Below are 23,375 nucleotides of genomic sequence, written 5' to 3'. Positions count from 1 at the left end.
AGACCACGTTCCGCCGCTACGGTCCGCCCTCGACGGTCGGCGCTTCGCCGAACTCGGCGAGGACGGCGTCCGTGTGCTCGCCGACGGCCGGGATCGCTCCCATGCGCGGCTCGCGTCCCGTCACGGTCACCGGCGGCAGGAGGGCGTTCAGGGGGCCGACGGGTGAGCCGACCTGGCGCCACCGGTCCCGGGCGGCGAGCTGCGGGTGCGCGGCGAACTCCTCCATCGACCGCAGGCGGGCGTTGGCGATCCCGGCCTCGTCAAGACGGCGGACGGCCTCGGCGGCGGTCGCGTCGGCGAACGCCTCCTCGATGAGGGCGGTGAGCTCGTCCCGGTTCTCGACGCGCGGGGAGTTACGGGCGAAGCGTTCGTCCTCGATGAGGTCCGGGCAGCGCAGGACGTGCGTGCACAGCGCTGCCCACTCGCGCTCGTTCTGCAGGCCGAAGAAGACCTGGTGACCGTCGCCGGCCGTGTAGGGACCGTACGGTGCGATGGTCGCGTGCTGCGCGCCGGTACGGGGCGGGGGCGTGCCGCCGTACGTGGCGTAGTAGTACGGGTAGCCCATCCACTCGGCGAGCGCCTCGAGCATCGAGACCGACAGGTCGGTGCCCTGCCCGGTGCGCTCGCGCTCGTACAGGGCCGTCAGGATGCCGCTGTAGGCGTACATTCCGGCGGCGATGTCGGCGATGGAGATCCCGACCTTCGCCGGTTCGTCGGGCGTTCCCGTGACGGACAGTACGCCGGCCTCGCACTGGACGAGCAGGTCGTAGGCCTTCTTTGAACGGTACGGGCCGGAGTCGCCGTACCCGGAGATGCCGCAGGTGATCAGCCGCGGGTGCCGGCGCCGTAGCTCCTCCGGGACCAGGCCGAGGCGCTCCGCCGCTCCGGGGGCGAGGTTCTGAACGAGCACGTCCGCCCGCCCGACCATCCGGTGCAGCACCGCCCGTCCGGCCGCGTCCTTCACGTCGAGCACCACGGACTCCTTGCCGCGGTTCAGCCAGACGAAGTGGCTGGACATGCCCTTGACGGTCTCGTCGTAGCCGCGGGCGAAGTCCCCGCCGCCAGGGCGTTCGACCTTGATGACGCGCGCTCCGAGGTCGGCGAGCTGCCGGGTGGCGAAGGGCGCGGCGACGGCCTGTTCGAGCGAGACGACGGTGACGTCGCGCAGCGGGAGGGCGCTTTCGTCCACCGGGTCACTCCTGGACCGGGGGCAGGGTGTCCTCCGGCGGGCGCGGGACCTGCGGTCTGGGGGCGTGGTCGCGCTTGTAGACGAGCAGCGTGCGCTTGAACGAGCACACGACGACGCCGTCCTGGTTGAAGCCTTCCGTGGCCACGGTGACGATGCCGACGTTCGGCCGGGATCGGGACTCGCGCAGCGCGATGACCTTCGACCGCGAGTAGAGCGTGTCGCCTTCGAAAACGGGGGCGGGCAGGCGGACCTCGTCCCACCCGAGGTTCGCCATGACGTTCTGGGACACGTCGGTGACGGACTGGCCGGTGATGAGGGCGAGCGTGAAGGTCGAGTCGACCAGCGGGCGCTCGAACTCCGTCTGCGCGGCGTAGTGGTGGTCCACGTGCACCATCGCGGTGTTCTGCGTGAGCAGCGTGAACCACATGTTGTCGGTCGTGGTGACCGTACGGCCCAGCGGGTGGTAGTAGACGTCCCCGAGGGTGAAGTCCTCGAAGTAGCGGCCCCGCCAGCCCTGTCGTTCCGTCATCGCGCGCGACTACCGCCGGGCGGCCGCGGACACGAGCGCGTCGAGCAGGCCGGGGAAGGCCTCCTCCACCTCCTCGCGCCGCAGTTCGTTCATCCGGGACGTTCCAACGTAGTACTGCCGGATGAGACCCGCCTCGCGCAGGATCCGGAAGTGGTGGGTCGCGGTGGACCTGCCCACGGGCAGGTCGAACGAGCCGCAGCTCTTCGCGCTCGTCGAGGCGGACAGCTGGCACACGATGCTCCGGCGGACCGGGTCCACCACCGCGTCGAGGACCTCCTGGAGCGTGAACGCCTCCGGCGCGGGATGCTCCGGGGAACGGTCCTGCGGCTCAGTGCGCGTCACGGACATCACCATCGCCTCCCGCCCTGCATCGTCCGATACTTCGATGCCGATCATACTTCAGTCGCCTCGCCGACCGGCTCCCCGCGGAGGGTGCGCCGGAAGCGGGAGATCGTACGATAGGCGTCGCACTCCTCTCTTGATCGAAAGCGGGCGCACATGGTCGATTTCTCGCGAGGTCTCCCCCCGGAGTTCATGAGCAGCGCCAACACGCCGTTCAGTGAACTGCTGGCCGCGGTCGCGCCCGACGCGCTGCCCCCACGACGGCTCCAGGAGTCGGCCGCCGGGCTCGGTATCCCGCACGGGACGACGGTGCTGGCGCTGACCTTCGACGGCGGCGTGCTCATGGCCGGTGACCGCCGGGCCACGATGGGCAACGTCATCGCGCAGCACGACCTGGAGAAGGTGAACTTCGCCGACGAGTACTCCGCGGTGGCCTTCGCCGGGACCGTCGGCACGGCGATGGAGATGGTCCGGCTCTTCCAGTTCGAGCTGGAGCACTACGAGAAGATCGAGGGCCTCCCCCTCTCGCTCGACGGCAAGGCGCGGCGGCTGGCCGCCCTCGTCCAGGGCAACCTCGGCGCCGCGATGCAGGGCCTGGTGGTCGTGCCGCTCTTCGCCGGTTACGACCTCGACCGGGAGGTCGGGCGGATCTACTCGTTCGACGTCACCGGCGGGCCGTACGAGATGACCGACTTCCACGCCGACGGCTCGGGTTCGCCGTACGCGCGGGGTGCGCTGAAGAAGCTGTACCGGCGTGGGATGTCGCAGGAGGACGCCGTCGTGGCGGCCGTGCAGGCGCTGTACGACGCGGCGGACGACGACTCGGCGACCGGCGGCCCCGATCTGACCCGCCGGATCTACCCCAGCGTCGCCGTCGTCACCGATGACGGGTACCGGAAGCTGGCCGAGGACGAGGTCCGTACGGTCGCCGAGTCGGTCGTCACCGCCCGGCGCGACTCCCCCAACGGCCCGACCGCCTCGCTGCGCTGAGGCGGCCGTCGGTGGAGTCAGGGGTTCTGGAAGGTGACCTCCGGATCGGCGGGTGAGGGCCCGTCGAGCAGGGGCTGCGGGATCCCCTTGAGGTGCAGGTCGAAGAAGGCGCCGACGTAGGCGCGGGTGATCTCTACCGCGCGCTGCGGGGAGATCCCGGGCCCCGTCCTGCCCGCCCACGCGGACAGGACGGGCATGTCCGTGAACGTGCCGTGGTCAGAGCCGGCGACGGTCAGCCAGCGTTTCCAGCCGTTCAAGCTGCTCCACGCCTGCCCCCAGGTGTCGTCCACGCCGGGGACCTCATGCTCGGCGCCGAACATCAGGAAGGGACGGTGGCCCAGGCCGGTGGCGGGGATCGGCGCGTTGAAGCTGCCGTCCAGGTTCACCCCCGCACGCACCCGCTGGTCGACGGCCATGGTCGTGGCGGCCGCGTTGCCGCCGATGGAGTGCCCGGCCATCCCGATGCGCCTGGGGTCGATCAGACGGGCGTAGGGCCATGCCGGATGGTGGGCGGTCAGCCTGCCGATCACGAAGGAGACGTCCCTGGCCCGGCTCCGGGCGATGGCCACGGGCCCGCCCGCGGGGGGCTTGTCGCAGACGGCACAGGCCAGAGTGCGTCCGTCGGGGAAGGTCGTGCCGGAGTTCTCGTAGGTGTGGTCGACCAACGCGACGACGTACCCGCGACTCGCCAGGTCCTCGGCGAGGCCGGTGAGAGTGGCGCGCGGGAACCCGAGGCCGGGCGAGAGCAGCACCAGCGGGAAGCGCCCGTGCGCCGGGCGTGCGCCGGTGTGCGCGTAGGTGCGGGTGGCACTGAGCATCTCGGGCGGGACGCCGGCGCCCGAAGCCTTCTCCTGCAGGAACAGCCGGGCCTCCTCCGTGGTCATGTACGGGGCGGGCGCGCCGGTCCCGGGCCGGGCGGGGTAGTACGTCGACACCATCAGCTGCCGCGCGCCCGCCGACGGCACCCAGGGGTCCGTGCGGTGCTCGTCGACGAGGTGCAGCGTGGTGCGGCCGACCGCGTGCGGGCCGGTCGGGCGAGGCAGTACGGGAGCCTCGGACGCGTACGAGGCCGTCGCACGAGCGGCGCGCGCGGCCGCGACCTGCTGGCCCGGCGAAGCGCCGCATGCCGCCGTCGCCAGGGTGAGACCCAGCAGGGCGGCGACCAGCCGTGGCACGCGGGCGTGGCTGCGCGGGGCCCGGCCGAGCGGCCGGGACGCATCGGTGATCTCTGGTTTCATCAGGTTCCTTTTCGCAGAGGGCATGCGTCGCCGGTGGCACCGGAGGACACCGGCGCCACTGGACGAGCGCGGGAGTGTGGACGCCGCATCGCGTCGATCCGGCCGATGCGGCGGGCGGGCGTCGAGTCAGCCGATCCGGCGGCGGACCAGCCGGACGGTGGCGATGCCCAGCAGCAGGATGAGCAGGCCCATCCAGCCGGCCTCGATGAACTGGAAGGTCCAGAACCGGCCGGCGGGGTGATAGCTGGTCACGATGGTGTAGTGCCGGGCTTGGAGCCAGTCTCTGTAGGAGACCGAGGGCCCGTCGCCGGACGACGGGAGCTGCGCCAGATACTTCACGTACAGGATGTGACTCTGGCCGGTGTCGAGTAGGTGGCCGGTCGGGTCCACGTACGCCCTGCCGACCACCCAGTCACGCGGGCTGATCTTGCCGGCGGTGACGAGTGGTGTCATGTAGTACCGGCGGAGCTTGAAGACGAGCGCCGCGATGAGGCCGAACGAGCCGAGGAAGACCGCGCCGACCGCGACCATGGTGCGGCGGATCAGCAGGCCGGCGAACACCCCTGCCACGAACGCCAGCAGCGTCTGGACCGGAAAGACGATCCCCCCGAGCTCGAAGCCGAGGTAGTCGCCGAATCCAAAGCGCATCACGTGGTCCAGCGGAGCGTTGTACCAGGTGTAGAGGGCGCCGTAGGCCTCCGCCACCGCGGCCAGCACGGCGGCGATCAGCAACAGCTGTGTCAGCAGCCAGCGGGTGCGCCCGGCCCCCTGGGTCCAGGCGAACCGATAGGTGCCCGTCTCCAGCTCCCGCGCGATCAGCGGTCCTCCGGTGATCGCGCCGAAGCCCGCGGGAAGCAGCAGCAGGAACAAGAAGGGAAATTGCTGCGGGTACCAGTCGAACAGCTCCATGCGGAGGCGTTGGCAGCGGTCGCCGGCGAAGGAGGCGCATCGGCCCAGTCCGAGCTGGTCGTAGGTCGAGCGGGCCTGCAGACCGACGGCCACCATCAGCACGGCGAAGGCGGCCAGCATCCCCAACAGGACGTAGAAGGCGAACCGGTGCTGGCGCCACGTCACCCACACGAGGCCGAACCGGGGCAGCGCGCCGCCACGGCCCGGAACCGATGAATCGACCGTCGTCATCAGCACGCCACCTGTTCGCCGGGTGCGGGCTTCGGGCCGGGGAGCGCCGAGGCCGAAGGCTCGCGTATGTAGGCCAGCACCAGTTCCTCCAGTCCGATCGCATGCCGCTGCCAGCCCGGCGGCGCGGCGTCCGGGTCGGAGGCACGGACCAGCAGGTGAGCCTGTGCGAAGGTACGCCGGTCCCGTACGACCGGGAAGCGCTGGGCGACGGCGTCGGCCTGATCGGACGGGCCGGTCAGGACGTGATGCCCGGCCACCAGTTCCTCGACCTCACCGGACACCTGGATCCGCCCGCCGTGCACGACGACCACGTAGTCGCAGACCCGCTCCAGCTCCGCGACGACGTGCGAGGAGAACACCACCGAGACGCCGTCCTCCGACACGGCCGTCATCAACGCCGACATGAAGTCATGCCGCGCCACCGGGTCCAACGCGGCCAGCGGCTCGTCCAGGATCAGCAACTCCGGGCGTTTGGCGAGCGCGAGGGTGAGCGCCACCTGGGACCGCTGGCCGCCCGACAACGCGCCGACCTTCCGGCCCGGCGGGATGTCCAGCTCAGCCAGGCGGCCACGAGCGCGTTCGGCGTCCCAGCGCCGGTTCAGGCTGCGCCCCATCCGCAGCATGTCGGCCACGGACAGGTTGCGGTACAGCGCCGCCTCCTGCGCCACGAAGGCGACCGCGTCCAGCGCGGCGGCCGATCCCGCCGGCCTGCCACCCGCCACCCGCACCTGCCCCGTCGTCGGCGTGGCCAGCCCGACCGCCAGACTCAGCAGCGTCGTCTTCCCGGCGCCGTTCGGACCGACCAGGCCGACCACGTGCCCGGCCGGGATCGCCAGCGAGCAGTCCCGCAACGCCCACGTACGGCCGTAGCGCTTGCCGAGCCCGGACGTCTCGATCGCGGCGCTCACGCGACCACCCCGGCGCGACCGCTGCCGCCTTCCTCGTCCGGCCGGCCTTCCCGGCTCTGCCGCAGTTCGTGCAACGCTGCCGTGAACAGGGCGCTCATACCCGCATCGTCCAGGCCGGCCTCGCTCGCCGTGCGCATCCAGGCCAGCATGCTCTTCTGCAGCGCCGCCTGTTCGCGCAGGCCCACCCGGTCCAAGGTGCCCTCGACGAACGTGCCGAGTCCGCGCCGTCCGGCCACCAGGCCACGGTGCTCCAACTCCCGGTAGGCCTTCAGCACCGTGTTCGGGTTGATGGCCAGCCCGGCGACGACGTCCTTGACCCTCGGCAGCTGATCGCCCTGCCGCAGATACCCCAGCCGCAGCGCCTGCTCCACCTGCTGCACCAGCTGGAGATAGGTCGGCACCCCCGATGCCGGATCGAGCCGGAACTCGATCGGCGACGGCGAGCCATCTTTATCTACATCCATAGTTAATGAATTAAATGGGTTTGATCGCGATTGTCAACACCGGCACTCCAGGCGGCTTGACGGACAAGAGTGTGAGTGGTTTATTACTCATATGCCGAGCAAGACGAGCCAGCGCACACTGTCGACCGCCGAGGAGCGCCGCGCGACGGTCATGCGGACCGCGATCGACGCCTTCGCGGCGCGCGGTTACTACGGGACCACGACGACCGAGGTCGCCAAGCACGCCGGGATCTCGCAGGCCTACCTCTACCGCCTGTTCCCGGACAAGGAGGCGCTGTTCGTCGCGGTCGTCGACCACTGCGCACAGCGGATCCGCGAGTGCCTCGCCGACGGCGCGGCGCGGGCGGAGAGCGGCGACCCGCAGGCGGTGCTGGCCTCGATGGCGGAGGCGTACGCCCGGCTGATCGCCGATCGGGGCCTGCTCATGGTGGTGATGCAGGCCAACTGCGCCGCGAGCGAGCCGGCCATCCGCGACGCGGTCCAGGCCCTCTACGCCCGGCAGGTGGAGTACGTCCGGGCCGCGTCCGGCGCCGCGGAAGAGCAGATCCAGGAGTTCTTCGCACGCGGGTTCCTGTGCAACGCGGTGGTGGCGATGGAGGCGGAGGGCCTCGACACCCCCTGGGCGCGCACGCTCACGCTGGGGCTGCGCCACTACCCGGCGGAGTGACGCCCGGCCGACGGCCGCTCGCACCGAGCGGCCTTATTTTCGACATAAAGAGTGAGTGATTGACCACTCATAGGGAGGAGTCAGAATGGACACCAGCAGCCCGGCGACGCGGGCCCCCGTCTCCCGGGTCGGCGTCGGTCCCCTCGCCGTCCTGGCCACGGCGCAGTTCCTCGTCGTGCTGAGCACCTCGATCGTCAACGTCGCACTGCCCGCGATCCGCTCCGGCCTCGGCATGTCTCCCGCCGCCCTCTCGTGGGTGGTCAACGCGTACCTGCTGGCGTTCGGCGCGCTGCTGCTGCCCGGCGGGCGGGCGGCCGACCTGTTCGGCCGGCGCCGGGTCCTGCTCACCGGCCTCACCGTCTTCGCCCTGGCCACCCTGACCGCCGGGCTCGCTCCCTCGGCCGCCACGCTGATCGCGGCCCGGGCCGCGCAGGGCGTCGGCGCGGCGCTCCTCGCCCCGGCCGCGCTGTCCCTCCTCTTGGTGATGTACCAGGGCCCGGCCCGGGGAACCGCCCTCGGGGTCTGGGGTGCGGTCTCCGGGGCCGGCGGCGCCGCAGGCGTCCTGCTCAGTGGCGTGCTCACGCAGGTCTCCGGATGGCGGGCCGTCTTCATCGCCACCCTGCCCGTGGCGCTCGTCGTGCTCGCCGTCGTACCGCGGCTGGTCCCGCCGGACGCCGCGCGCTCCACCGGGACCCGGATCGACCTGCCGGGGACGGCGACCGTCACCGCCGCCCTCGTCGCCCTGACGTACGGGCTGGCGATGGGCGGGCGATCCGGCTGGACCAGTCCCGCGATCGTCGGCGCGCTGACCGCCGGGGTGATCCTCCTCGGGGCCTTCTGGTGGATCGAACGCCGGTCCCCCGACCCGCTCGTCCCGCCGCGGATTCTGCGCGCGGTCGGCCGGGCGAACCTGGTGATGATCCTGCTCGGCGCCGTGTGGGTCGGGCTGTTCTACTACCTCCCCCTCTACCAGCAGCAGGTCCTCGGCTACGGCCCCCTCCTGGCGGGGCTGACCCAGCTGCCCATGGCCGCCGCCATCACACTCGCCTCCGCGCTCGCCCCACGGCCGGCCCGGCGATACGGCCACAGGGCGACCCTGGTCACCGGCCTCGTCCTCCTGACCGGCGGACTGGCCTGGCTCGCCCAGGCGGGGGCCGGCGCCGGCTTCGCGACCGGGATCCTCGGCCCGTCCCTGCTGATCGGCGCCGGGCTCGGGACGGCCTTCGTCGAGCTGACCACCGCCTCCACCGACGGGGTGACCGGCCGGGACGCCGGGCTGGCCGGCGGCCTGGTCAACACCACCCGGCAGATCGGCGGCGCCCTCGGCCTGGCGATCCTCACCGCCGTCGCCACCGCCCGTACGGACCGGGTCACGGCGCACGCCTCGGCGTCGCACGCCCTCGCCGCCGGGCACCGCGCGGCCTTCCTCGGGGCGGCGCTGATCGCAGCGTTGGCCGCCGTCCTCTCTCAGACCACCTTCCGCGGCGCGTCGGCAGAGCGCTGACCGCACCTCACGAAAGGGAAGCCACCATGTCCACCGTCCAGCCTCCGAAGCCGTACCTCACCGGCCACTACGCCCCCGTCGCCGACGAGCACACCGTGACCGCGCTGCGCGTACGCGGCACCCTGCCGCCGGAGCTGACCGGCCGCTACTTCCGCAACGGCCACAACCCCAGGCCCGGCGTCACCCCGACCCACTGGTTCCGCGGCAGCGGAATGATCCACGGTCTGCGGCTGCGCGACGGGCGGGCCGAGTGGTACCGCAACCGCTGGGTGCGCACCCCGGCGTTCGAGCACGACGCGCCGCTCATGCGCGAGGACGGCTCGATCGACCTCGCCGCCAGCGTGGCGGGCACCCACATCATCGAGCACGCGGGCCGGCTCCTGGCCCTCCAGGAGGCCAACCTGCCGTTCGAGGTCACCCCCGAGCTCGACACCGTCGGGGCGTACGACTTCGGCGGGAAGCTCACCACGGCGATGACCGCGCACCCGAAGGAGGACCCGGTAACGGGCGAACTGCACTTCTTCGCCTACTCACCGTTCCCGCCACACCTGATCTACTACGTCGCCTCCGCCGACGGCGCGCTGATCCGCTCCGAGGTCGTCGAAGGCGCCGGCCCGTCCCTGATGCACGACTTCGCCATCACCGAGAACCACGTCGTCTGGCTCGACCTGTCCGTCGTGTTCGACCCCGCCGAGCACTCCGGCATCCCGTACCGCTGGAGCGACGCGTACGCCCCGCGGATCGGCGTCATGCCCCGCACCGGCCCCGCCCGTACGACCTGGTACGAGGTCGAGCCGGGCGCGCTGCTGCACGTCACCAACGCCTCCGAGGACGCCCAGGGGCGCATCACGGTCGAGGGCCCCCGCTACGACCGCGCGGCCTGGGAAACCAGCTGGAAGTGGTGGGTCGGCGCGCCCGGCCACCCCAACACGCCGCTCACCGGTGCGCTCGGGACGCGCTGGACGCTCGACCCGGCCACCGGAAAGGCGACGGAGGAGGCCGTCGACGACCTGACCACCGAGTTCCCGACCATCAACGACGAGCGGCTCGGCCGCGCGAACCGGTACGGCTACGCGGTCGCCTTCCCCGGCGCGGGCCTGGAGGAGTACGCGCTGGTCAAGTACGACTCGGCGACCGGTGCCCGGCAGCTGATGCCGGTCGGCCCCGGCGTAATGCCCGGCGAGGCGGTGTTCGTCCCGGCCGAAGGCGGCACCGCCGAGGACCACGGCTACCTGCTGACCATCACCAGCGACATCGTCCGCGACACCTCCGAACTCCTCGTCGTCGACGCGACCGACCTGAGCCGCGACCCCATCGCGGTCGTCGAACTCCCCCGCCGCGTGCCCGGCGGCATCCACGGCTCCTGGATCCCCGACACCGACCTCTCCTGACCCCTCGTACGGGCCGTCCGGATCCCGTCCGGGCGGCCCACCCCCTTCACCACGGAAAGGCTTCTCCCATGGTTGGAATCGACACCACCGCGCCCGTCATCTCCCGGCACGAGATCCTCATCGACGCCCCGCTGCAGACGGTCTGGGAACTGCAGGCCGGCATCGGCGACTGGCCGACCTGGAACCCCGACATCGAGTCGGTCACCGCCGACGGCCCGCTCAAGGCGGGCATGACGTTCGACTGGCGGACCCACGGTCTCGACATCCGGTCGACCGTCCAGGAGGTCGACGCTCCCCGCCGTCTCGTGTGGGGCGGCCCATCGGGCGGGATCACGGGCGTGCACGTCTGGACCTTCACCGAGCGACCCGAAGGGGTCCTCGTGCACACCGAGGAATCGTGGGACGGCGAGCCGATCCGCGCGAACGTCGACGCGATGCAGGCCGCGCTCGACGCGTCGCTCGTCGCCTGGCTCGGTCACCTGCGCACCGCCGCCGTCGGCTCGGCGCGGTAACGCTCACAATGCCGCCTACCGGGAGGAGACGAACTCGCGGAACTCCTCCCGGCTCATCCGGTCGGTACCACGCGTTGCAGCCGCGGAAGGGGGTGAGTCGTACGTCGCGGTCATCGCGGCGTGCCCGTTGATTCGTCGATTCGGATGACCTTGGCGATGAGACGAGCGGTCTCGGCGATCTCCTCGGCCGGGCCGATCAGCTCGATCTCCGGTGGCGGGATCGGGTCGCCGCGCCTGGCGGGCCGCAGGCCGGGCCAGACCCAGCACCAGACCAGCCGTCCGGCGTCCTCGCGCAAGAGGACCTTCTGAGCCAGGCCGCTGCTGGCCGTCGTGCGCGCCGCGTCGGCGTCCGGGTTGCGGACGGTGAGAGCGGGCGGAGTCACGGTCACCGTGAAACCGCCGGCGCGGAGCACGGCCGCCAGGCGTTCGAAATGATCCGCGGACGGTAGATGGTTCTCGGGCTCAGTAAGTGCATTCATCGATCGGTCCTCCAATACGGGCTGCCGACCAGAAGTCGTTATCTACAAGTCCGCGACGCTGACGAGGACGAGCGCCCCCGCACAAATGGTGATCTTAGGCTTCGGCCATCGCAGGTCTCGGTAGTTGAGCAACAATTGAGCTTTCCATCCTGCGGCGGATTCACCTTGGCGGCCGCGTGCCACGCTGCGTTCAGTTCGCCGTCCGGACGGGTTGGCGGAGGATGGTCTTGAGTTTGGCGGGCTCGGTTCGGCGTGGGTCGCTGAGGTAGATCTCGTGGTGGTGCCCGGACATTCGCAGGTTGTTCGCGGCGAGGTACTCGTGATGGAGCCTGGCGAGTATGGGCCCTTCGTCGTCGTAGGAGCCGACGTGCAGGACGTGGGCGCTGGTGCTCTCGTGCAGGGTCTCGCGGCGGAGCTCGGCGATCGTGGGGAGGCCCTTCTTCGCCAGCGCTGCCTGTTTGGCCTCGTCGATGAGGTCTTCGGTGATCCAGTCGGGCTGGCTGATGAGCATGCGCCAGTGCCAGGCGTCCTTGGCGCGGGTGGTGAACACCTCCGGGCGGTCGGACCACCACAGGCCTTCGAGCGGCCCGACGACGAAGTCCCGGCCGAGGGTGCGTTTGCTGGTGAACTTGATCGTGTAGGCGACGGTGTAGAGCGCCTCGACGGCGCGGGCGTAGTCGGCGCTGGTGTTGGGGTCGCCGCGACCGTCGATGGCGATGAACTGCTGTGCGGGAACATCGACCAGCGCCCAGTCGGCGTTCTTCGGCGCGTAGCACTGCTTGAGTTCTCGTTTGACGTCATAGCTGGTCATGGCCGTCCGTCTTCCTGTCGGGGGGATTGTCGGGAGATTGGCTGCCGGCCGCACGGTATTCGGCCAGCCACTGCTGTTCGGCGGCCAGTTGGCCCAGCGTGTAGTCGAAGATGGCGCGGACGAAACCGGGCATTTCAGGTTGGGCGTCGCGGGCCGCGCCGATGGCGGCGATCCTCTCCGTCAGGGCCGCGGCCCGCTGGTCGAGCGCGGCCTGGAGGCGCTCGGGCGGTATGACCGGTTGGTTGGCCAGACCGACCAGGAGGGGCGGGAACATCGGCCGGAGTTCGGCCACCGCGGCCTCGGCCGCCCGTGCGCACACCCGGCGCCCCTCGTCCGTTGGCCCGTACACCCGGCGGGCCTTTCCCCGCGCTGGCCGTGACGTGTCGATCTCGGCGATCAGGCCACGGTCGCGGAGCCGGGTCAACAGGTAGTAGATCGAGCTGAAGCCGATCTCGGTCCACTCGCGCATGCCGCGACCGCTGATGACTTCGTCCAGTTCGTAGCCGTGTCTCGGCTTCTCCACGAGCAGGCCGAGCAAGGTCAGCTCGGCGGGCGTCAGGTCGGCAACCACCGCTCTATTCTAGTACTAGAATAGAGTCGCAACTCAACCCCCGCCGGCCGACCGCGTTTCGCCGGAACTCGGACGGGACCTGCGGCCTAAGCCGAGGTAATGGAATTGGTGCTGGCGACTCTGGCCTCGACAGGTGGCCGACGTGAATGATCATGACGACTCTGCCCCGCGAAGAAGGGACGTGCATGAAACGCGCGCTTGCTCTCACCGTCAGCGCCTTGTCGCTCACCACCGCTGGTCTGATCGCGCCGGCCACAGCCGCTCAGGCGACCACAGCCACTCAGGCGAAAGGTCGCGACTACTGGGTATGCCTGAATGGGTACTTCTGCCTGGGCGATTACCCGAGCATGAGCATCCATGGAGCGAGCTGGGGCACCAACCACCTGGGGAAGGGGTGCATAAAAAGCCTCCCCAAGAAAATCGACAACAAGGCGAGCTCGATGGATAATGGCAGCCGCTTCAAGGTCTGGCTCTACGACAAGAAGAACTGCGCCGGCGTATCCGGCTACCAGGCGAAGAAATACAGCAAGGACAAGAACCTGAAGACCAACAAGTTCGGTGTGAACATGGACAACAGGGTGTCCTCCATCAAGTCGTGACACCGGCGGGGTGGCGCTGCCGCGTCACCCCACCCTAATCATGGAAAGTTCAGCATGTCGGTCCGGCGACGGAGCGCGGCCCTCGCGCTTCTTCTCATGACAGCCGCGGGATGCTCGACGGCGAAGACGACGGCATCACCGCAGGGGTCGAACATCACCGCAGTCCCGGAGCCGGGCGTGGAAGCGCGGCGGCTCACGGTGCCGTTCGACACCTACAACTTCTCCCCGGCCGAGGCCACGACCCTGGATTCCGCCGAGAATCTCCTCGTCCGTGACTGCATGCGCGGCCGCGGCGTGACCTGGGAGGTGCCACCGCTTCCCGTCGATGCCGACAGCGCGCCGCCGAACCGCCGCCGTTACGGCGTCATCGAACCGCGGATCGCCGACCTTTTCGGCTATCACATGCCGCCCGACGGCCCGACCGTGACCACGTACAAGGCCAGGGTGAGCGCGTGGGAGAAGGGGCTGTCCTCGAAGGCCCAGGAGGCCGAGAAGGGGTGCTCGCAGGAAGCGGAGGACCGCCTGTCGGCGGGGACTCCGAAGGTCAACGAGTCCTTGTTCAATCAGCTCATCTTCAAGACCTTCGACGATTCTCAACACGACGCGGAGGTGGTCCGGGTCTTCCGTTCCTGGAGTGGGTGCATGGCGGGCGCGGGCTTCCATTACGCGGACCCGCTCGCGGCCATCACCGACGATCGGTGGTCGACGGACAACCCCTCGCCGCAAGAAGTCCGCGCGGCTCAGACGGATGTGCGATGCAAGACGAAGACCGGTCTCGTGGCCACCTGGGCGGCCGTGGAGCAGCGCATCCAGAGCGAGGCCATTCGGGCCCATGCCAAGGACTTTCAGGCGCTGAAGGCGAGTAAGGTCGGGCAACTCGAAGCCGCCCGCCAGGTCATCGCACGCGGTTGACGCTCCGGCCCTCGCCTGCAGTCGACCGAGACGGCAGGGCCTCATCTCCGCTGATCAGCCCGGCTCACGGCGGCGACGCGCCGGGGACTTCATTTTCGCGCGGGGACCGCTGGGAACATCTATAGTCCTTCGCATGTCGGAGGATCGGGAAGCGTGGGGCACGCTGCTCAATGCCGGATTCCTACACGCGCTGCGTGAGGCGCACACGGAGGCGACGCTCGCCGTCTTCGGCGCGATGAGCCGGGCCGCCGGGTTCAAGGAGCGGTCGTTCGGCACCGGGGCCTTCGACGTGCTGGAGACCCAGCTCGACCGCGTCTTCCGCGTGGGCGAATTCGCCCCGGACCCCGCCGAGGCCGACGAGGACCCGCTCGCGGCAGTGGTCAGGCGTCACGATCTGAACGGCTCGCCGGGCTGGCGCTACGGCCGCTACCGGATCCTGCTCAAGCGGCACCGGTTCGGGGCGGTACGGGCGATCCGCTGGGACCGCGACAGCTTCACCAAGCAGGCGGTCGCGCGGCAGGAGTTCCCCGACGACCCGCAGCTGACGCTCGACCTCGGCGTCGGCCCCGTACGCGAGATGGACGAGGTGGTGACGCTCGTCCTGGCGCACAGCGCCACCGAGGAGCCGCTGGAGATGGAGCTGTTCGTCGGCCGTCCCCGGCTGAACGCCGACGGCGGCCCGGCGTGGCACTGGCTCCGGCAGCTGACCGACGACACCCTCGGCGCCGACCCGCGCCGTACGCCCGTCCAGTCCACGCTGCCCCTGTGGACCGACGACGAGGCCGACGTTCCCGTGCGGCTGCACCCGCGGCGTGCGGTCGGCGGAGACGCGAGTATCGAAACGGCCCAGTGAACGACCACACCACCGACGAGCGCGTCGCCCGGCGGCTCGCCGAGGCGCGGCTGCTGTTCGACGCCGACCGGCTGACCCTGGCGCGGCGCCTGCGCGGCATGCGCAAGAACCAGCTCGCCCAGGTCGTCGGCACCACCCCGACCGCGATCGGCCAGTACGAGGCCGGAGTGCACCGGCCGTCGGAGAAGACGCTGTCACGCCTGGCGTTCGCACTCGGGGTGCCGGTGGAGTTCTTCCGCGCCGGGCGCGGTCCGGTCTCCCTGGACACGGCGCACTTCCGGTCGCTGCGGTCCACGACCCAGATCGAACGCGACCAGGCACTGGCGTACGGCCGGATCGCGGCCGACATCGTCACCGCCCTTGAAGAGCTGGTCGAGCTGCCGCTGGCCGAGCTGCCCGAGCGGCCGGTGTCCCCCGAGGAGATCGCCGGATCCGGTCCGGTCGAGGCCGCGCGGCTGGCGCGCGAGGCGATGGTCGGCGACACCGGCCCCATCCCGCACCTCGTACGGCTGCTGGAGAAGCACGGCGTGATCGTGCTGGTCCTGCCTCCGTCGACCGAACGCGTCGACGCGTTCAGCATCGGCGCGCACCCACGGCCCATGGTGCTGTTCAACCCGGCCAAGGGCGACTACTGGCGCAACCGTTTCGATGGCGCGCACGAGCTCGGCCATCTGGTCATGCACGCCGACGCCGAGCCCGGCAGCAAGATCATCGAAGACCAGGCGCACCGGTTCGCGGCGGAGTTCCTCATGCCGGCGGCCGTCATCGCCGACCAGCTTCCCGGCACGGCCGACTGGACCCGTCTCGCCGAGCTCAAGTCCGCCTGGGGCGTCAGCATGGCGGCGCTGCTTTACCGCGCGCGCACGCTCGGCATCATGAAGGAGAACACCTACCGGAACGCCATGAGCGTGATGAGCGCGCGCGGCTGGCGACGGCAGGAGCCCGGCCCCACCAGGCCGCTGGAGCGGCCCACCATGCTCACCCGGGCCGTCGAGCTCGTTGCCGACTCCGGCACCGGCCGCGATCTGCTGTCCGACCGCGCGGGCGTCACCCACGCCGACCTCGACCTTCTCGTCCCGAGCCGCGGCCTGCCCACGGTGGGATGACGGCGAAAGCCGCCGAGACGATCATGAATGGCGTACGGTCGCCATCGACCCATGTCTCGGGAGGTGCGATGTTCCGGCCATTGATCCCCCTCGTAGTGCTCGCCTGCGCCGGCGGGCTTGTGGCCTGCAGCGGCAAGGCCGATCCATCCCGGCAGCACGGCGTCTCGCCGTCGACGGCCGCTCTCTGCCCGTCGGCCGCGGAGGTCGTCAAGCTGATGGATGCGGAGATGAACCCGGAGAAGTACCGCGTGGCCGACCCCGTCGTGTGCGACCACGGCTGGGCGGCCGCGCACGTACAGCTCACCACCGCGGAGTCCGACCAGACGCAAGTGGTGCTCCATTACACCGCCGGTCAGTGGCATGGGGTCGCCTCTGGCCTGGAGGGTCTGTGCCACACGGAGGACATGCGCGGGGCCCCTGCGGCCATCAGGGAGGCCCTCGGCTCGCACTGCTGACGCGGCCCCGTTTTGATCACGAATGCCGTACGGTCGACTCTGGCATCCGGGCCGTCGCCGACGCATTTGGGGGCCTCAGTGGTTCGGCCGTTGTTCTGCCTCATGGTGCTCGCCTGTGCGGTCGGCGCGGCGGCCTGCCGTTCTCAGGCCGAACACCACCACGCGGCCTCGCCGGCCCCGACCACGTCCTCCGCCGCGGCGGCCCCGACCGCGTCGTCCGCCTCACCGGCGAGCACTCCGTCGCCGTCCCCGTCGGACGGCTGCGCGTCGGCGTCGGACTTCGTCAAGGGGTTGGACACCGCGGGGGCGACGGATTTCCGGGTGGACGGCCGGATCGTGTGCGACCACGGCTGGGCGGCCGCGCACATGAAGAACGTCCGCGGGCTGACCGACCCGAACTGGACGGTGCTCCGGCTGCGCGGCGGCAAGTGGCACCTGGTCACGTACGGAACCGATGGCCTGTGCGACGCACCGGCCATGGGATCGGCTCCTGCCAAGGTCAAGAAGGCCCTCGGCCCCTACTGCTGACCGACGCGCGTGGGCGATGGCGGTCGCCGGCCGGACCGCCATCGCCGTGGCGTACTACTCGCGTGAGCCGATGACGTCGGCAGGGCGGGCGGCGAGCGCGAGGCGGGCGGGCAGTACCGTCGCGATCAGCGCGAGCGCCGACGCCGTTCCGATGACGCCGAGGAACGTCACCGGCGGGACGTACGGCGCGGCCGATCCGACCATCCCGGCGGCGAAGGCCGCCAGCGTGACCAGGGCGACGACCGTGCCGAGGGCCACGGCCGTCGACACGACCACCAGCGTCTCCCAGCGGAGCATCCGCATGACCTGCCGGCGGGTGGTGCCGACGATCCGCAGGAGGGCGAACTCCCGGGTGCGGTCGGCGGTGGCCATGGCGAGGGTGTTCACGACCGCGATGCCGGTGAAGGCGATGATCAGGCCCATGGCGACGTAGTTCACCTCGGCGTTCGCCGTGGCCCTGGCCCGCGTCACCGCGGTCTGGTCGAGGACGGCGACGCCGGGGTAGGGCCGGACCGCCGACCGGAGGGCGTCCGCTCCGGCATGGCCGGCGACCAGCACCGTGTCGGCGCGGGGGTCGTCGACGTGCGCGGCGAGCAGGTCGTGGGCGACGGTCAGGTCGCCGAAGCCGAGGCCCCGGCCGTAGACCGCGACGACCCGGGGGGCGAACGGGGTGCCGTCGCCGAGCGTCATGCGGATCTGGTCGCCGACGTGCACGCCGAGGCGCGCGGCGGCGGTCTCGCTGACCGCGACGGTGCCGGAGTCCAGCCGGGCCGGCGAGCCCGCCCGTACGTCGAGGTTCATGGTCCGGATGAGCCCGGTGGGCGTGACGCCCTGGACGCCGTAGTTCTCCAGCCCGACGCGTACGGTGCTGTGCACGACCTCGGTGACCGCCGTGACGCCTCGGGTGCGCCGGAGCGCGTCGGCGGCCGCGGCGGGCACCTTCGGGCCGAGCACGTGAGCGGCGACGGTGCCGGCGTTCGCCTGTTCGGTGGCGGCGTGGCCCATCGTCGTCTGGGCGAACAGGATCGTGCAGGTCAGACCCACCAAGAGGGTGAGCGGGGCGAGGACCGAGCCGACCAGGCGCGAGCGGCTCCGCAGGTTCGCGGCGGCGAGGTGACCGCCGATCGGGGACGTCCGCAGCGGCGGCCCCAGCAGCGTGACCGTGACGCGGGCGATCACCGGTGCCAGCAGGGACACGGCGACGGTCCACACGATCGCGGTGAGCATCGTGACCGGACTGGAGGCCGCCTCGGTGTTCAGGGACGACAGGACGAGCGTGAGCACGACGCCGCCGACGAGGAACGCCAGGCCGGCCACGATCCGGAACGGCCCGGTGCGCCGGCTGATCGCCGCCTCGCCGAGGGCCTCGACGGGCCGGATCCGGGCCGAGCGACGCGCCGACAGCCGGGCCGCCGCCCAGGCCGCCACGACGGCGGCCAGTACCGCGGCGAACATCGGGAAGGGACTGAGCACGAGGTTCAGCGTGGACGGCAGCGCGCCGAGGGCACGGAACCGGTCGCGCAGCCAGAGCGCCAGGAGGGGACCGGCGGCGGCGCCGAGCGCGCCGGCGCCGAGGCTGACGATGAGCGCCTCCCGGCCGATCATCCGGCGGATCTGGCGTGGCGTGGCGGCCACGGCGCGCAGCAGCGCGATCTCCCGCTCTCGCTGCTGGATGGAGAGGGCGAACGTCCCGGCGACGACGAGGATCGCCACGAGCAGCGACGTGCCGCCGAGCGCACCGCCCATGCTGATCAGCTTGATCCGGGCCTTCTCCGCGTCCCAGAACTCCGCCCGGCCCCGGTCCGCGCCGGTGTGCACGGTCGCGGACGTTCCCTTGAGGGCGGCGGCGACCCGGCCCGCCGCGTCCGTGGTCGCGGGGAACACGCCGATCGCGCTGACCGCTCCAGAGCGTCCGGCGAGCCGCCGCGCCTCATCGGTCGAGAAGAAGATCGCCGTCTGGTGCGGGAGCGCCTCGCGGGTGACGCCTACGACCCGGCGGGCACCGGTGGAGACGGCCGAGGTGACGGGCACGCGCGAGCCCACGTGCAGCCGGGCCGTACGCGCGGTGGCGGCATCGATCACCACCTCGTCCGCGGCGGACGGCGCCCGGCCGGCCGCCAGGGTGAACGGCGTCAGCGCGGCCGACTCCCAGCCGTGCCCCAACGAGCTCTCCGGCGCGGCGCCCGGGATCTCGGCGGGGAAGGTCACCTCGGTGACCACCGAGCGCACGCCCGGCACAGCGCGGAGGCGGTCCGCCGTCGCGGCCGGCAGCCAGGCGCGTTCGGCGAGACCCTTGGCCTTGTGCTTGACCTTGCCCTTCTTCACCTTGTCCTGGTGGACGTACTGGTCGCCGGTGACGAGGATCGGCGCCCCGGCGTACCGTTCGGGCGCGATGGTGCCGCGCAACCCCGTCTCGAGCAGGGCGCCGCAGGCGCAGACGAGCGCGGCGGCGCAGAACAGCGCGAGGAACGCCCCGGCGAACCCGGCCTTGCGGTGCCGCAGGGTGGTCAGGACCAGTCCGAGCATCAGTTCCACGCTCCCAGCCGGGTCATGCGGGCGGCGACCTTGTCACTGGTCGGGGCGTCCATCGCGTCGGCGATGCGGCCGTCGGCGAGGAACAGCACCGTGTCCGCGTACGACGCGGCCACCGGGTCGTGGGTGACCATGACGACGGTCTGTCCCATGCCGTCCACCGTCTCGCGCAGCAGGGCGAGCACCTCGCGGGCGGTCATCGTGTCCAGCGCCCCGGTCGGCTCGTCGCCGAAGACGACCTCCGGCCGGGTCACGAGGGCGCGGGCGATCGCGACCCGCTGCTGCTGCCCACCGGACAGCTGGGCCGGCCGGTGCCCGACGCGCTCCGTCAGCCCGACCCGCGCGACGATCTCTCTCAACCACGCGCGGTCCACCTTCGTACGGGACAGCCGCAGGGGAAGGGTGATGTTCTGCTCCACCGTCAGCGACGAGACCAGGTTGAACGCCTGGAACACGAACCCGACCCGCCGGCGCCGCAGCTCCGTCAGCCGGGTCTCGTTCATCCCCGACAGCTCGGTCCCACCGAGCCGTACGGTGCCGGACGTCGGGGTGTCCAGCCCGGCGGCGCAGTGCAGGAACGTGCTCTTGCCCGACCCGGACGGCCCCATCACCGCCGTGAACCGGCCGCGCGGAATGCCGACCGACACCTCCCGGAGCGCGGCGACCGCGCCCCTGCCCTTGCCGTACACCTTGCTCACCGCGTTCATCATCACGACGTCATCCATGCCGACAAGTCTCGTGAGCTGGGGTTTTCCGGGCCAGAGACGTGATCACGAGCCGACCGTGATCTCGTCATGGTCAGGCCCATGACGGGCCCCTGGTACACATGAACCCGTGATCAAGGTGTTGCTGGCCGATGACCACCACGTGGTCCGCGGGGCCCTGGCCGCGCTGCTGTCCCTGGAGCCGGACCTCGAGGTGGTGGCCGAGGTGGACCGCGGCGACCAGGTGCTGCCGGCCGTGCTGCGGCACCGCCCGGACGTCGCGGTGCTGGACATCGACATGCCCGGCGCCGACGGCCTGACCGCGGCCGCCGCCGTGCACGAGGCGCACCCGGAGTGCCGGACGCTGATCCTGACCGGGCACGGCAAGCCCGGTCACCTGCGCCGGGCGCTGACCGCGCACGCCGGCGGGTTCCTGCTGAAGACCGCGCCACCGGACGAGCTGGTCGCCGGGATCCGGGCGGTCGCCGCGGGACGGCGCGTGCTCGACCCGAACCTGGCGCTGACCGCGTGGGACCTCGCCGACAACCCGCTCACGCCCCGCGAGACGGACGTCCTGCGGCTGGCGGCCGAGGGCGCCGAGGCCCCGGAGATCGCCGAGCGGCTCCACCTGTCGGCCGGGACGGTACGGAACTACCTGACCGCCGTCGTCGACAAGCTCAACGCGCGCAACCGCACCGACGCCGCCCGGATCGCCAAGGAGATGGGCTGGATCTAATCCTCGGCGTCCGGTCGTACGTGGGCCTGGAGGCGGAAGCCGCCGGTGCCGTCGGGGCGGGCGGTGAGGGTGCCGTCGATGGCGGCCAGGCGGGTGGTGAGGTTGCCGATGCCCGACCCGGGCGGGGTGCGCCGGGCCCGTGGGTCGAGCCCGTCGTTCTCCACCGTGAGGGTCACCAGGCCCGCCTCGCTCGTCGTCGTGATGACGCAGTGCCGTGCCGAGCTGTGCCGCAGCACGTTGGTCACCGCCTCCCGCAGCACCGTGCTCAGCACGGTGGCCGCCGGGCCGGGCAGCGGGCCGTGGCCGCGTTCGACCCGGGTCTCGACGCCCGCCGCCGTCAGCACCGAACGCGCGGACTCGATCTCGGTCTCCAGTGACATCTCCGGCTCGCCGGCGCCGGAGGCGGCGCGCAGGTCCGCCCGGGCCTGCTCGGCCATCGCGACGACCTCGGTGAGCTCGGCCCGGGCCCGTGCCGGGTCCACCTTCCCGAGCCGCCGGGCCAGCTCGCACTTGAGCAGCATCGCCGCGAGGCTGTGCCCGAGCAGATCGTGCAGGTCGCGGGCGGCGCGGAGGCGTTCCTGGACGGTCGCCGCCCGGGCCAGTTCCTCGCCGGCCGCCCGCAGGTCGCGGACCAGGCGGGCGAGGCGCACCAGCCCGTACACCACCAGGCCGGTGACGAGCGTGCTCACGGTGTAGTTGACGATCCGCGCCGGTCCGAGCGACAGCGCGGCCGACATCGCTCCGGTTCCGGCCATCGCCGCGGCCACGAGCGGCGCCCCGATCCGGATCGGCAGGGCCACGAGGAAGGTGCCCGCGAGGAAGCCCACGGCGCCGATCCAGGTCGCGCCGATCCACAGGACCGGGGCGAGGCTGAGCAGCGTCTGCGCGGCGATCAGCGCGTACCGGTGGCGCGGCCGGTCGTCGACCGCCCAGCGCAGCTGCAGGGCCGCGATGAGGGCCATCCCGACGACGGCCACGGCCAGATTCGCGCCCCAGGAGAGCTGGAGGAGCGCCTTCACGCAGAAGCCCGCCACCACCACCGCGAGGAGGGTCACGGACAGGCCGTACGCCGTGGGGTCGGGCAGGCTGACCGGCCGCGGCGTGGCCGCGATCGTCGCCTCCACCGCGAACCGGCCGTCGGCGCCGAGCCCCGTGGTCAGCGTGCCGCCGGCCGCCTCGACCCGCGCGGCGGCGTCCGCCAGCCCCTCCTCGCCGCGCGCGGCCGTGGGCGGGCCGTTGTTGCTCACCCGGAGCCGGACCCTCCCGTCCCGCTCGGAGGTCTCGATGACGCAGCGGGTCGCGGTGCCCTGGCGGACGACCTCGGTGACGGCCTCGCGGAGCACGGTGGCCAGCAGCGCACCCGCCGAGCCGAGCGGTTCCTCGTGCCCGGTGCGCACCTCCGCCTCGATCCCGGCCGCCGCCAGCAGCGCCCGCGCGGCCGCCGCCTCGGGCGCGAGCGACATGGCGCGGAAGCCGGCGGCCGCCGCCCGCGCGTCGGCCAGCGAACCGCGGGCCACGCGCAGGACCTCGTCGATCTCCTCGGGGTGATCGAGGGCACGACGGCTCCCCGCCGTGATGGCGTCCAGGCCGCGGCCGATGCCGGTGTTCAGCTCGTCGGCGATGCGCAGCCGCTCGCGGGAGACGGCCGCCATCGTCAGCGCCGGCCGGGCCGCGGCCAGGTCGGCGACCCGGTCGGCCAGCCGTACGAGACCGTAGACGACCAGCGCGCCGAGGACCGGCGTGATCGCGGCGTCGGCCGCGGCCGCCGCGCCCGGGGCCCGCAGGACCGCGATTACCGCGGCACCCGCGAGCACCGCGAGTGCGGGCAGCGCGTACGAGGTGAGCAGTAGCGTCCCGGCGGCGAACGCGAGGATCCCGACGGACGTGCCGAACGCGAGCACGTCGAGGCCCGCGAGCAGCACTTGGACGGTCGCGAGCGCGACGCCGCGGAACCTCGCCGCGCGGGGCAGCACCCAGGCGAGCAGCGAAGCGAACACGAGCACCGTGAGCGCCACCGTGCCGACGGTGCGCACGGTCTCGCCCGTCCGGAACGGCGCGGCCAGGACGTACACGCCGGCGAACGCGGCGAGGACGACCACGACGATCAACCGGGCCAGGCCCGGACCGGGCGCCGACCCGTCGTACGACAGGCGCTGCTGGGACAACCGTCCTCCGATCCCCCGGATTCGGCATGAGCAGCCCCGATCCTCGCAGA

Annotated in this window: 26 protein-coding genes; 12 read left to right on the top strand and 14 right to left on the bottom strand. The window is 71.7% G+C overall.

The genetic code is table 11. The annotated features are described in order from the left end of the window. Nucleotides 1–16: 16 nt before the first annotated feature. Genes ABEA24_RS00790 through ABEA24_RS00780 form a run of 3 tightly spaced genes read right to left on the bottom strand, consistent with a single transcriptional unit; the run spans nt 17 to nt 2,066 of the window. Nucleotides 17–1,189, bottom strand: coding sequence for a CaiB/BaiF CoA transferase family protein (locus tag ABEA24_RS00790; RefSeq protein WP_345428257.1), 1,173 nt, complete (start codon nt 1,187–1,189; stop codon nt 17–19). Between the two features lie 4 nt (nt 1,190–1,193). Beyond that, nucleotides 1,194–1,718, bottom strand: a complete 525-nt coding sequence (locus ABEA24_RS00785; RefSeq protein WP_345428255.1) for a MaoC family dehydratase — start codon at nt 1,716–1,718, stop codon at nt 1,194–1,196. A 9-nt stretch (nt 1,719–1,727) separates the two neighbouring features. Continuing rightward, a complete protein-coding gene (locus tag ABEA24_RS00780) occupies nt 1,728–2,066 on the bottom strand; it encodes an ArsR/SmtB family transcription factor (RefSeq protein WP_425551125.1) in 339 nt (112 codons plus the stop codon). A gap of 186 nt (nt 2,067–2,252) precedes the next feature. On the opposite strand from ABEA24_RS00780, the gene prcB reads away from it, so the two are divergent. Then, the gene (gene prcB, locus ABEA24_RS00775) at nt 2,253–3,050 is read left to right on the top strand and encodes a proteasome subunit beta (protein ID WP_345428251.1); all 798 of its coding nucleotides are present in this window, start codon (nt 2,253–2,255) and stop codon (nt 3,048–3,050) included. Nucleotides 3,051–3,067: 17 nt separating this feature from the next. Here the strand turns inward: prcB and ABEA24_RS00770 are convergent, their stop codons facing one another. The 4 genes from ABEA24_RS00770 to ABEA24_RS00755 form a co-directional block, all read right to left on the bottom strand. Then, nucleotides 3,068–4,288, bottom strand: coding sequence for an alpha/beta hydrolase family protein (locus tag ABEA24_RS00770; protein WP_345428249.1), 1,221 nt, complete (start codon nt 4,286–4,288; stop codon nt 3,068–3,070). Nucleotides 4,289–4,414: 126 nt separating this feature from the next. Further along, complete coding sequence (locus ABEA24_RS00765; protein ID WP_345428246.1) at nt 4,415–5,428, bottom strand: hypothetical protein; 1,014 nt, start codon at nt 5,426–5,428, stop codon at nt 4,415–4,417. Next, nucleotides 5,428–6,336, bottom strand: coding sequence for an ABC transporter ATP-binding protein (locus ABEA24_RS00760; protein ID WP_345428244.1), 909 nt, complete (start codon nt 6,334–6,336; stop codon nt 5,428–5,430). The genes ABEA24_RS00765 and ABEA24_RS00760 overlap by 1 nt, the downstream gene beginning before the upstream one ends. Further along, on the bottom strand, nt 6,333–6,800 hold the full coding sequence (locus ABEA24_RS00755) for a GntR family transcriptional regulator (protein WP_345428242.1): 468 nt from the start codon (nt 6,798–6,800) through the stop codon (nt 6,333–6,335). The genes ABEA24_RS00760 and ABEA24_RS00755 overlap by 4 nt, the downstream gene beginning before the upstream one ends. A gap of 91 nt (nt 6,801–6,891) precedes the next feature. Here ABEA24_RS00755 and ABEA24_RS00750 point away from each other — a divergent pair, with 91 nt between their 5' ends. The 4 genes from ABEA24_RS00750 to ABEA24_RS00735 all read left to right on the top strand — a co-directional run bounded on the left by ABEA24_RS00750 (nt 6,892) and on the right by ABEA24_RS00735 (nt 10,874). Continuing rightward, complete coding sequence (locus tag ABEA24_RS00750) at nt 6,892–7,467, top strand: TetR/AcrR family transcriptional regulator (RefSeq protein WP_345428240.1); 576 nt, start codon at nt 6,892–6,894, stop codon at nt 7,465–7,467. An 85-nt stretch (nt 7,468–7,552) separates the two neighbouring features. Then, nucleotides 7,553–8,971 (top strand): MFS transporter, encoded by a 1,419-nt coding sequence (locus ABEA24_RS00745; protein ID WP_345428237.1) that lies wholly within the window; start codon nt 7,553–7,555, stop codon nt 8,969–8,971. A 26-nt stretch (nt 8,972–8,997) separates the two neighbouring features. Then, the gene (locus tag ABEA24_RS00740) at nt 8,998–10,362 is read left to right on the top strand and encodes a carotenoid oxygenase family protein (RefSeq protein ID WP_345428235.1); all 1,365 of its coding nucleotides are present in this window, start codon (nt 8,998–9,000) and stop codon (nt 10,360–10,362) included. Between the two features lie 68 nt (nt 10,363–10,430). Continuing rightward, nucleotides 10,431–10,874 carry an SRPBCC family protein gene (locus ABEA24_RS00735; RefSeq protein ID WP_345428232.1) on the top strand — a complete coding sequence of 148 codons (444 nt, stop codon included), beginning with the start codon at nt 10,431–10,433 and terminating at the stop codon, nt 10,872–10,874. A gap of 110 nt (nt 10,875–10,984) precedes the next feature. Here ABEA24_RS00735 and ABEA24_RS00730 read toward each other — a convergent pair whose 3' ends face one another. The 3 genes from ABEA24_RS00730 to ABEA24_RS00720 form a co-directional block, all read right to left on the bottom strand. Next, entirely contained in the window at nt 10,985–11,353 is a 369-nt protein-coding gene (locus ABEA24_RS00730) for a hypothetical protein (protein ID WP_345428230.1), read from the bottom strand. A 190-nt stretch (nt 11,354–11,543) separates the two neighbouring features. After that, complete coding sequence (locus ABEA24_RS00725) at nt 11,544–12,164, bottom strand: GyrI-like domain-containing protein (RefSeq protein WP_345428227.1); 621 nt, start codon at nt 12,162–12,164, stop codon at nt 11,544–11,546. Continuing rightward, the gene (locus tag ABEA24_RS00720) at nt 12,151–12,735 is read right to left on the bottom strand and encodes a PadR family transcriptional regulator (protein ID WP_345428225.1); all 585 of its coding nucleotides are present in this window, start codon (nt 12,733–12,735) and stop codon (nt 12,151–12,153) included. The genes ABEA24_RS00725 and ABEA24_RS00720 overlap by 14 nt, the downstream gene beginning before the upstream one ends. A gap of 185 nt (nt 12,736–12,920) precedes the next feature. Between ABEA24_RS00720 and ABEA24_RS00715 the strand changes: the two genes are divergently transcribed. From ABEA24_RS00715 to ABEA24_RS00695, 5 genes are all read left to right on the top strand, one after another. Beyond that, nucleotides 12,921–13,334, top strand: a complete 414-nt coding sequence (locus tag ABEA24_RS00715; RefSeq protein WP_345428224.1) for a peptidase inhibitor family I36 protein — start codon at nt 12,921–12,923, stop codon at nt 13,332–13,334. 96 nt (nt 13,335–13,430) lie between these two features. Beyond that, complete coding sequence (locus ABEA24_RS00710) at nt 13,431–14,246, top strand: hypothetical protein (protein ID WP_345428222.1); 816 nt, start codon at nt 13,431–13,433, stop codon at nt 14,244–14,246. Nucleotides 14,247–14,379: 133 nt separating this feature from the next. Continuing rightward, entirely contained in the window at nt 14,380–15,099 is a 720-nt protein-coding gene (locus ABEA24_RS00705; protein WP_345428221.1) for a hypothetical protein, read from the top strand. After that, nucleotides 15,096–16,205, top strand: coding sequence for an XRE family transcriptional regulator (locus tag ABEA24_RS00700; protein ID WP_345428219.1), 1,110 nt, complete (start codon nt 15,096–15,098; stop codon nt 16,203–16,205). The genes ABEA24_RS00705 and ABEA24_RS00700 overlap by 4 nt, the downstream gene beginning before the upstream one ends. 68 nt (nt 16,206–16,273) lie before the next feature. Then, complete coding sequence (locus ABEA24_RS00695; RefSeq protein ID WP_345428218.1) at nt 16,274–16,660, top strand: hypothetical protein; 387 nt, start codon at nt 16,274–16,276, stop codon at nt 16,658–16,660. 143 nt (nt 16,661–16,803) lie between these two features. Here the strand turns inward: ABEA24_RS00695 and ABEA24_RS00690 are convergent, their stop codons facing one another. Then, a complete protein-coding gene (locus tag ABEA24_RS00690; protein WP_345428217.1) occupies nt 16,804–16,947 on the bottom strand; it encodes a hypothetical protein in 144 nt (47 codons plus the stop codon). 34 nt (nt 16,948–16,981) lie between these two features. Between ABEA24_RS00690 and ABEA24_RS00685 the strand changes: the two genes are divergently transcribed. Next, entirely contained in the window at nt 16,982–17,188 is a 207-nt protein-coding gene (locus ABEA24_RS00685) for a hypothetical protein (RefSeq protein ID WP_345428216.1), read from the top strand. Nucleotides 17,189–17,242: 54 nt separating this feature from the next. On the opposite strand, the gene ABEA24_RS00680 is transcribed toward ABEA24_RS00685, so the two are convergent. Both ABEA24_RS00680 and ABEA24_RS00675 read right to left on the bottom strand, forming a co-directional pair. Further along, nucleotides 17,243–19,714, bottom strand: a complete 2,472-nt coding sequence (locus ABEA24_RS00680) for an FtsX-like permease family protein (protein ID WP_345428215.1) — start codon at nt 19,712–19,714, stop codon at nt 17,243–17,245. Beyond that, a complete protein-coding gene (locus ABEA24_RS00675) occupies nt 19,714–20,445 on the bottom strand; it encodes an ABC transporter ATP-binding protein (RefSeq protein ID WP_345428213.1) in 732 nt (243 codons plus the stop codon). Before ABEA24_RS00675 ends, ABEA24_RS00680 begins: the two co-directional genes overlap by 1 nt. A 109-nt stretch (nt 20,446–20,554) precedes the next feature. Here ABEA24_RS00675 and ABEA24_RS00670 point away from each other — a divergent pair, with 109 nt between their 5' ends. After that, nucleotides 20,555–21,160, top strand: a complete 606-nt coding sequence (locus ABEA24_RS00670; RefSeq protein ID WP_345428212.1) for a response regulator transcription factor — start codon at nt 20,555–20,557, stop codon at nt 21,158–21,160. Here ABEA24_RS00670 and ABEA24_RS00665 read toward each other — a convergent pair. After that, the gene (locus ABEA24_RS00665; RefSeq protein WP_345428211.1) at nt 21,157–23,325 is read right to left on the bottom strand and encodes a sensor histidine kinase; all 2,169 of its coding nucleotides are present in this window, start codon (nt 23,323–23,325) and stop codon (nt 21,157–21,159) included. The genes ABEA24_RS00670 and ABEA24_RS00665 overlap by 4 nt on opposite strands. Between the last annotated feature and the right edge of the window lie 50 nt (nt 23,326–23,375).

This window comes from Actinoallomurus vinaceus, from assembly GCF_039542055.1.
In the GTDB taxonomy this organism is placed as follows: Bacteria; Actinomycetota; Actinomycetes; order Streptosporangiales; family Streptosporangiaceae; genus Actinoallomurus; species Actinoallomurus vinaceus.
Note: the sequence above shows the minus strand (reverse complement) of the source record. Positions and strands in the feature narration are given on the sequence as shown.

Bases quoted from the DNA above. Each gene is read 5' to 3' on its own strand.
- ABEA24_RS00680 (WP_345428215.1), bottom strand. From the start codon at position 19,714: ATGCTCGGACTGGTCCTGACCACCCTGCGGCACCGCAAGGCCGGGTTC.
- ABEA24_RS00750 (WP_345428240.1), top strand. From the start codon at position 6,892: ATGCCGAGCAAGACGAGCCAGCGCACACTGTCGACCGCCGAGGAGCGC.
- ABEA24_RS00740 (WP_345428235.1), top strand. From the start codon at position 8,998: ATGTCCACCGTCCAGCCTCCGAAGCCGTACCTCACCGGCCACTACGCC.
- ABEA24_RS00780 (WP_425551125.1), bottom strand. From the start codon at position 2,066: ATGTCCGTGACGCGCACTGAGCCGCAGGACCGTTCCCCGGAGCATCCC.
- prcB (WP_345428251.1), top strand. From the start codon at position 2,253: ATGAGCAGCGCCAACACGCCGTTCAGTGAACTGCTGGCCGCGGTCGCG.
- ABEA24_RS00695 (WP_345428218.1), top strand. From the start codon at position 16,274: ATGTTCCGGCCATTGATCCCCCTCGTAGTGCTCGCCTGCGCCGGCGGG.
- ABEA24_RS00715 (WP_345428224.1), top strand. From the start codon at position 12,921: ATGAAACGCGCGCTTGCTCTCACCGTCAGCGCCTTGTCGCTCACCACC.
- ABEA24_RS00745 (WP_345428237.1), top strand. From the start codon at position 7,553: ATGGACACCAGCAGCCCGGCGACGCGGGCCCCCGTCTCCCGGGTCGGC.
- ABEA24_RS00725 (WP_345428227.1), bottom strand. From the start codon at position 12,164: ATGACCAGCTATGACGTCAAACGAGAACTCAAGCAGTGCTACGCGCCG.
- ABEA24_RS00755 (WP_345428242.1), bottom strand. From the start codon at position 6,800: ATGGATGTAGATAAAGATGGCTCGCCGTCGCCGATCGAGTTCCGGCTC.
- ABEA24_RS00785 (WP_345428255.1), bottom strand. From the start codon at position 1,718: ATGACGGAACGACAGGGCTGGCGGGGCCGCTACTTCGAGGACTTCACC.
- ABEA24_RS00770 (WP_345428249.1), bottom strand. From the start codon at position 4,288: ATGAAACCAGAGATCACCGATGCGTCCCGGCCGCTCGGCCGGGCCCCG.
- ABEA24_RS00705 (WP_345428221.1), top strand. From the start codon at position 14,380: ATGTCGGAGGATCGGGAAGCGTGGGGCACGCTGCTCAATGCCGGATTC.
- ABEA24_RS00765 (WP_345428246.1), bottom strand. From the start codon at position 5,428: ATGACGACGGTCGATTCATCGGTTCCGGGCCGTGGCGGCGCGCTGCCC.
- ABEA24_RS00675 (WP_345428213.1), bottom strand. From the start codon at position 20,445: ATGGATGACGTCGTGATGATGAACGCGGTGAGCAAGGTGTACGGCAAG.
- ABEA24_RS00730 (WP_345428230.1), bottom strand. From the start codon at position 11,353: ATGAATGCACTTACTGAGCCCGAGAACCATCTACCGTCCGCGGATCAT.
- ABEA24_RS00735 (WP_345428232.1), top strand. From the start codon at position 10,431: ATGGTTGGAATCGACACCACCGCGCCCGTCATCTCCCGGCACGAGATC.
- ABEA24_RS00710 (WP_345428222.1), top strand. From the start codon at position 13,431: ATGACAGCCGCGGGATGCTCGACGGCGAAGACGACGGCATCACCGCAG.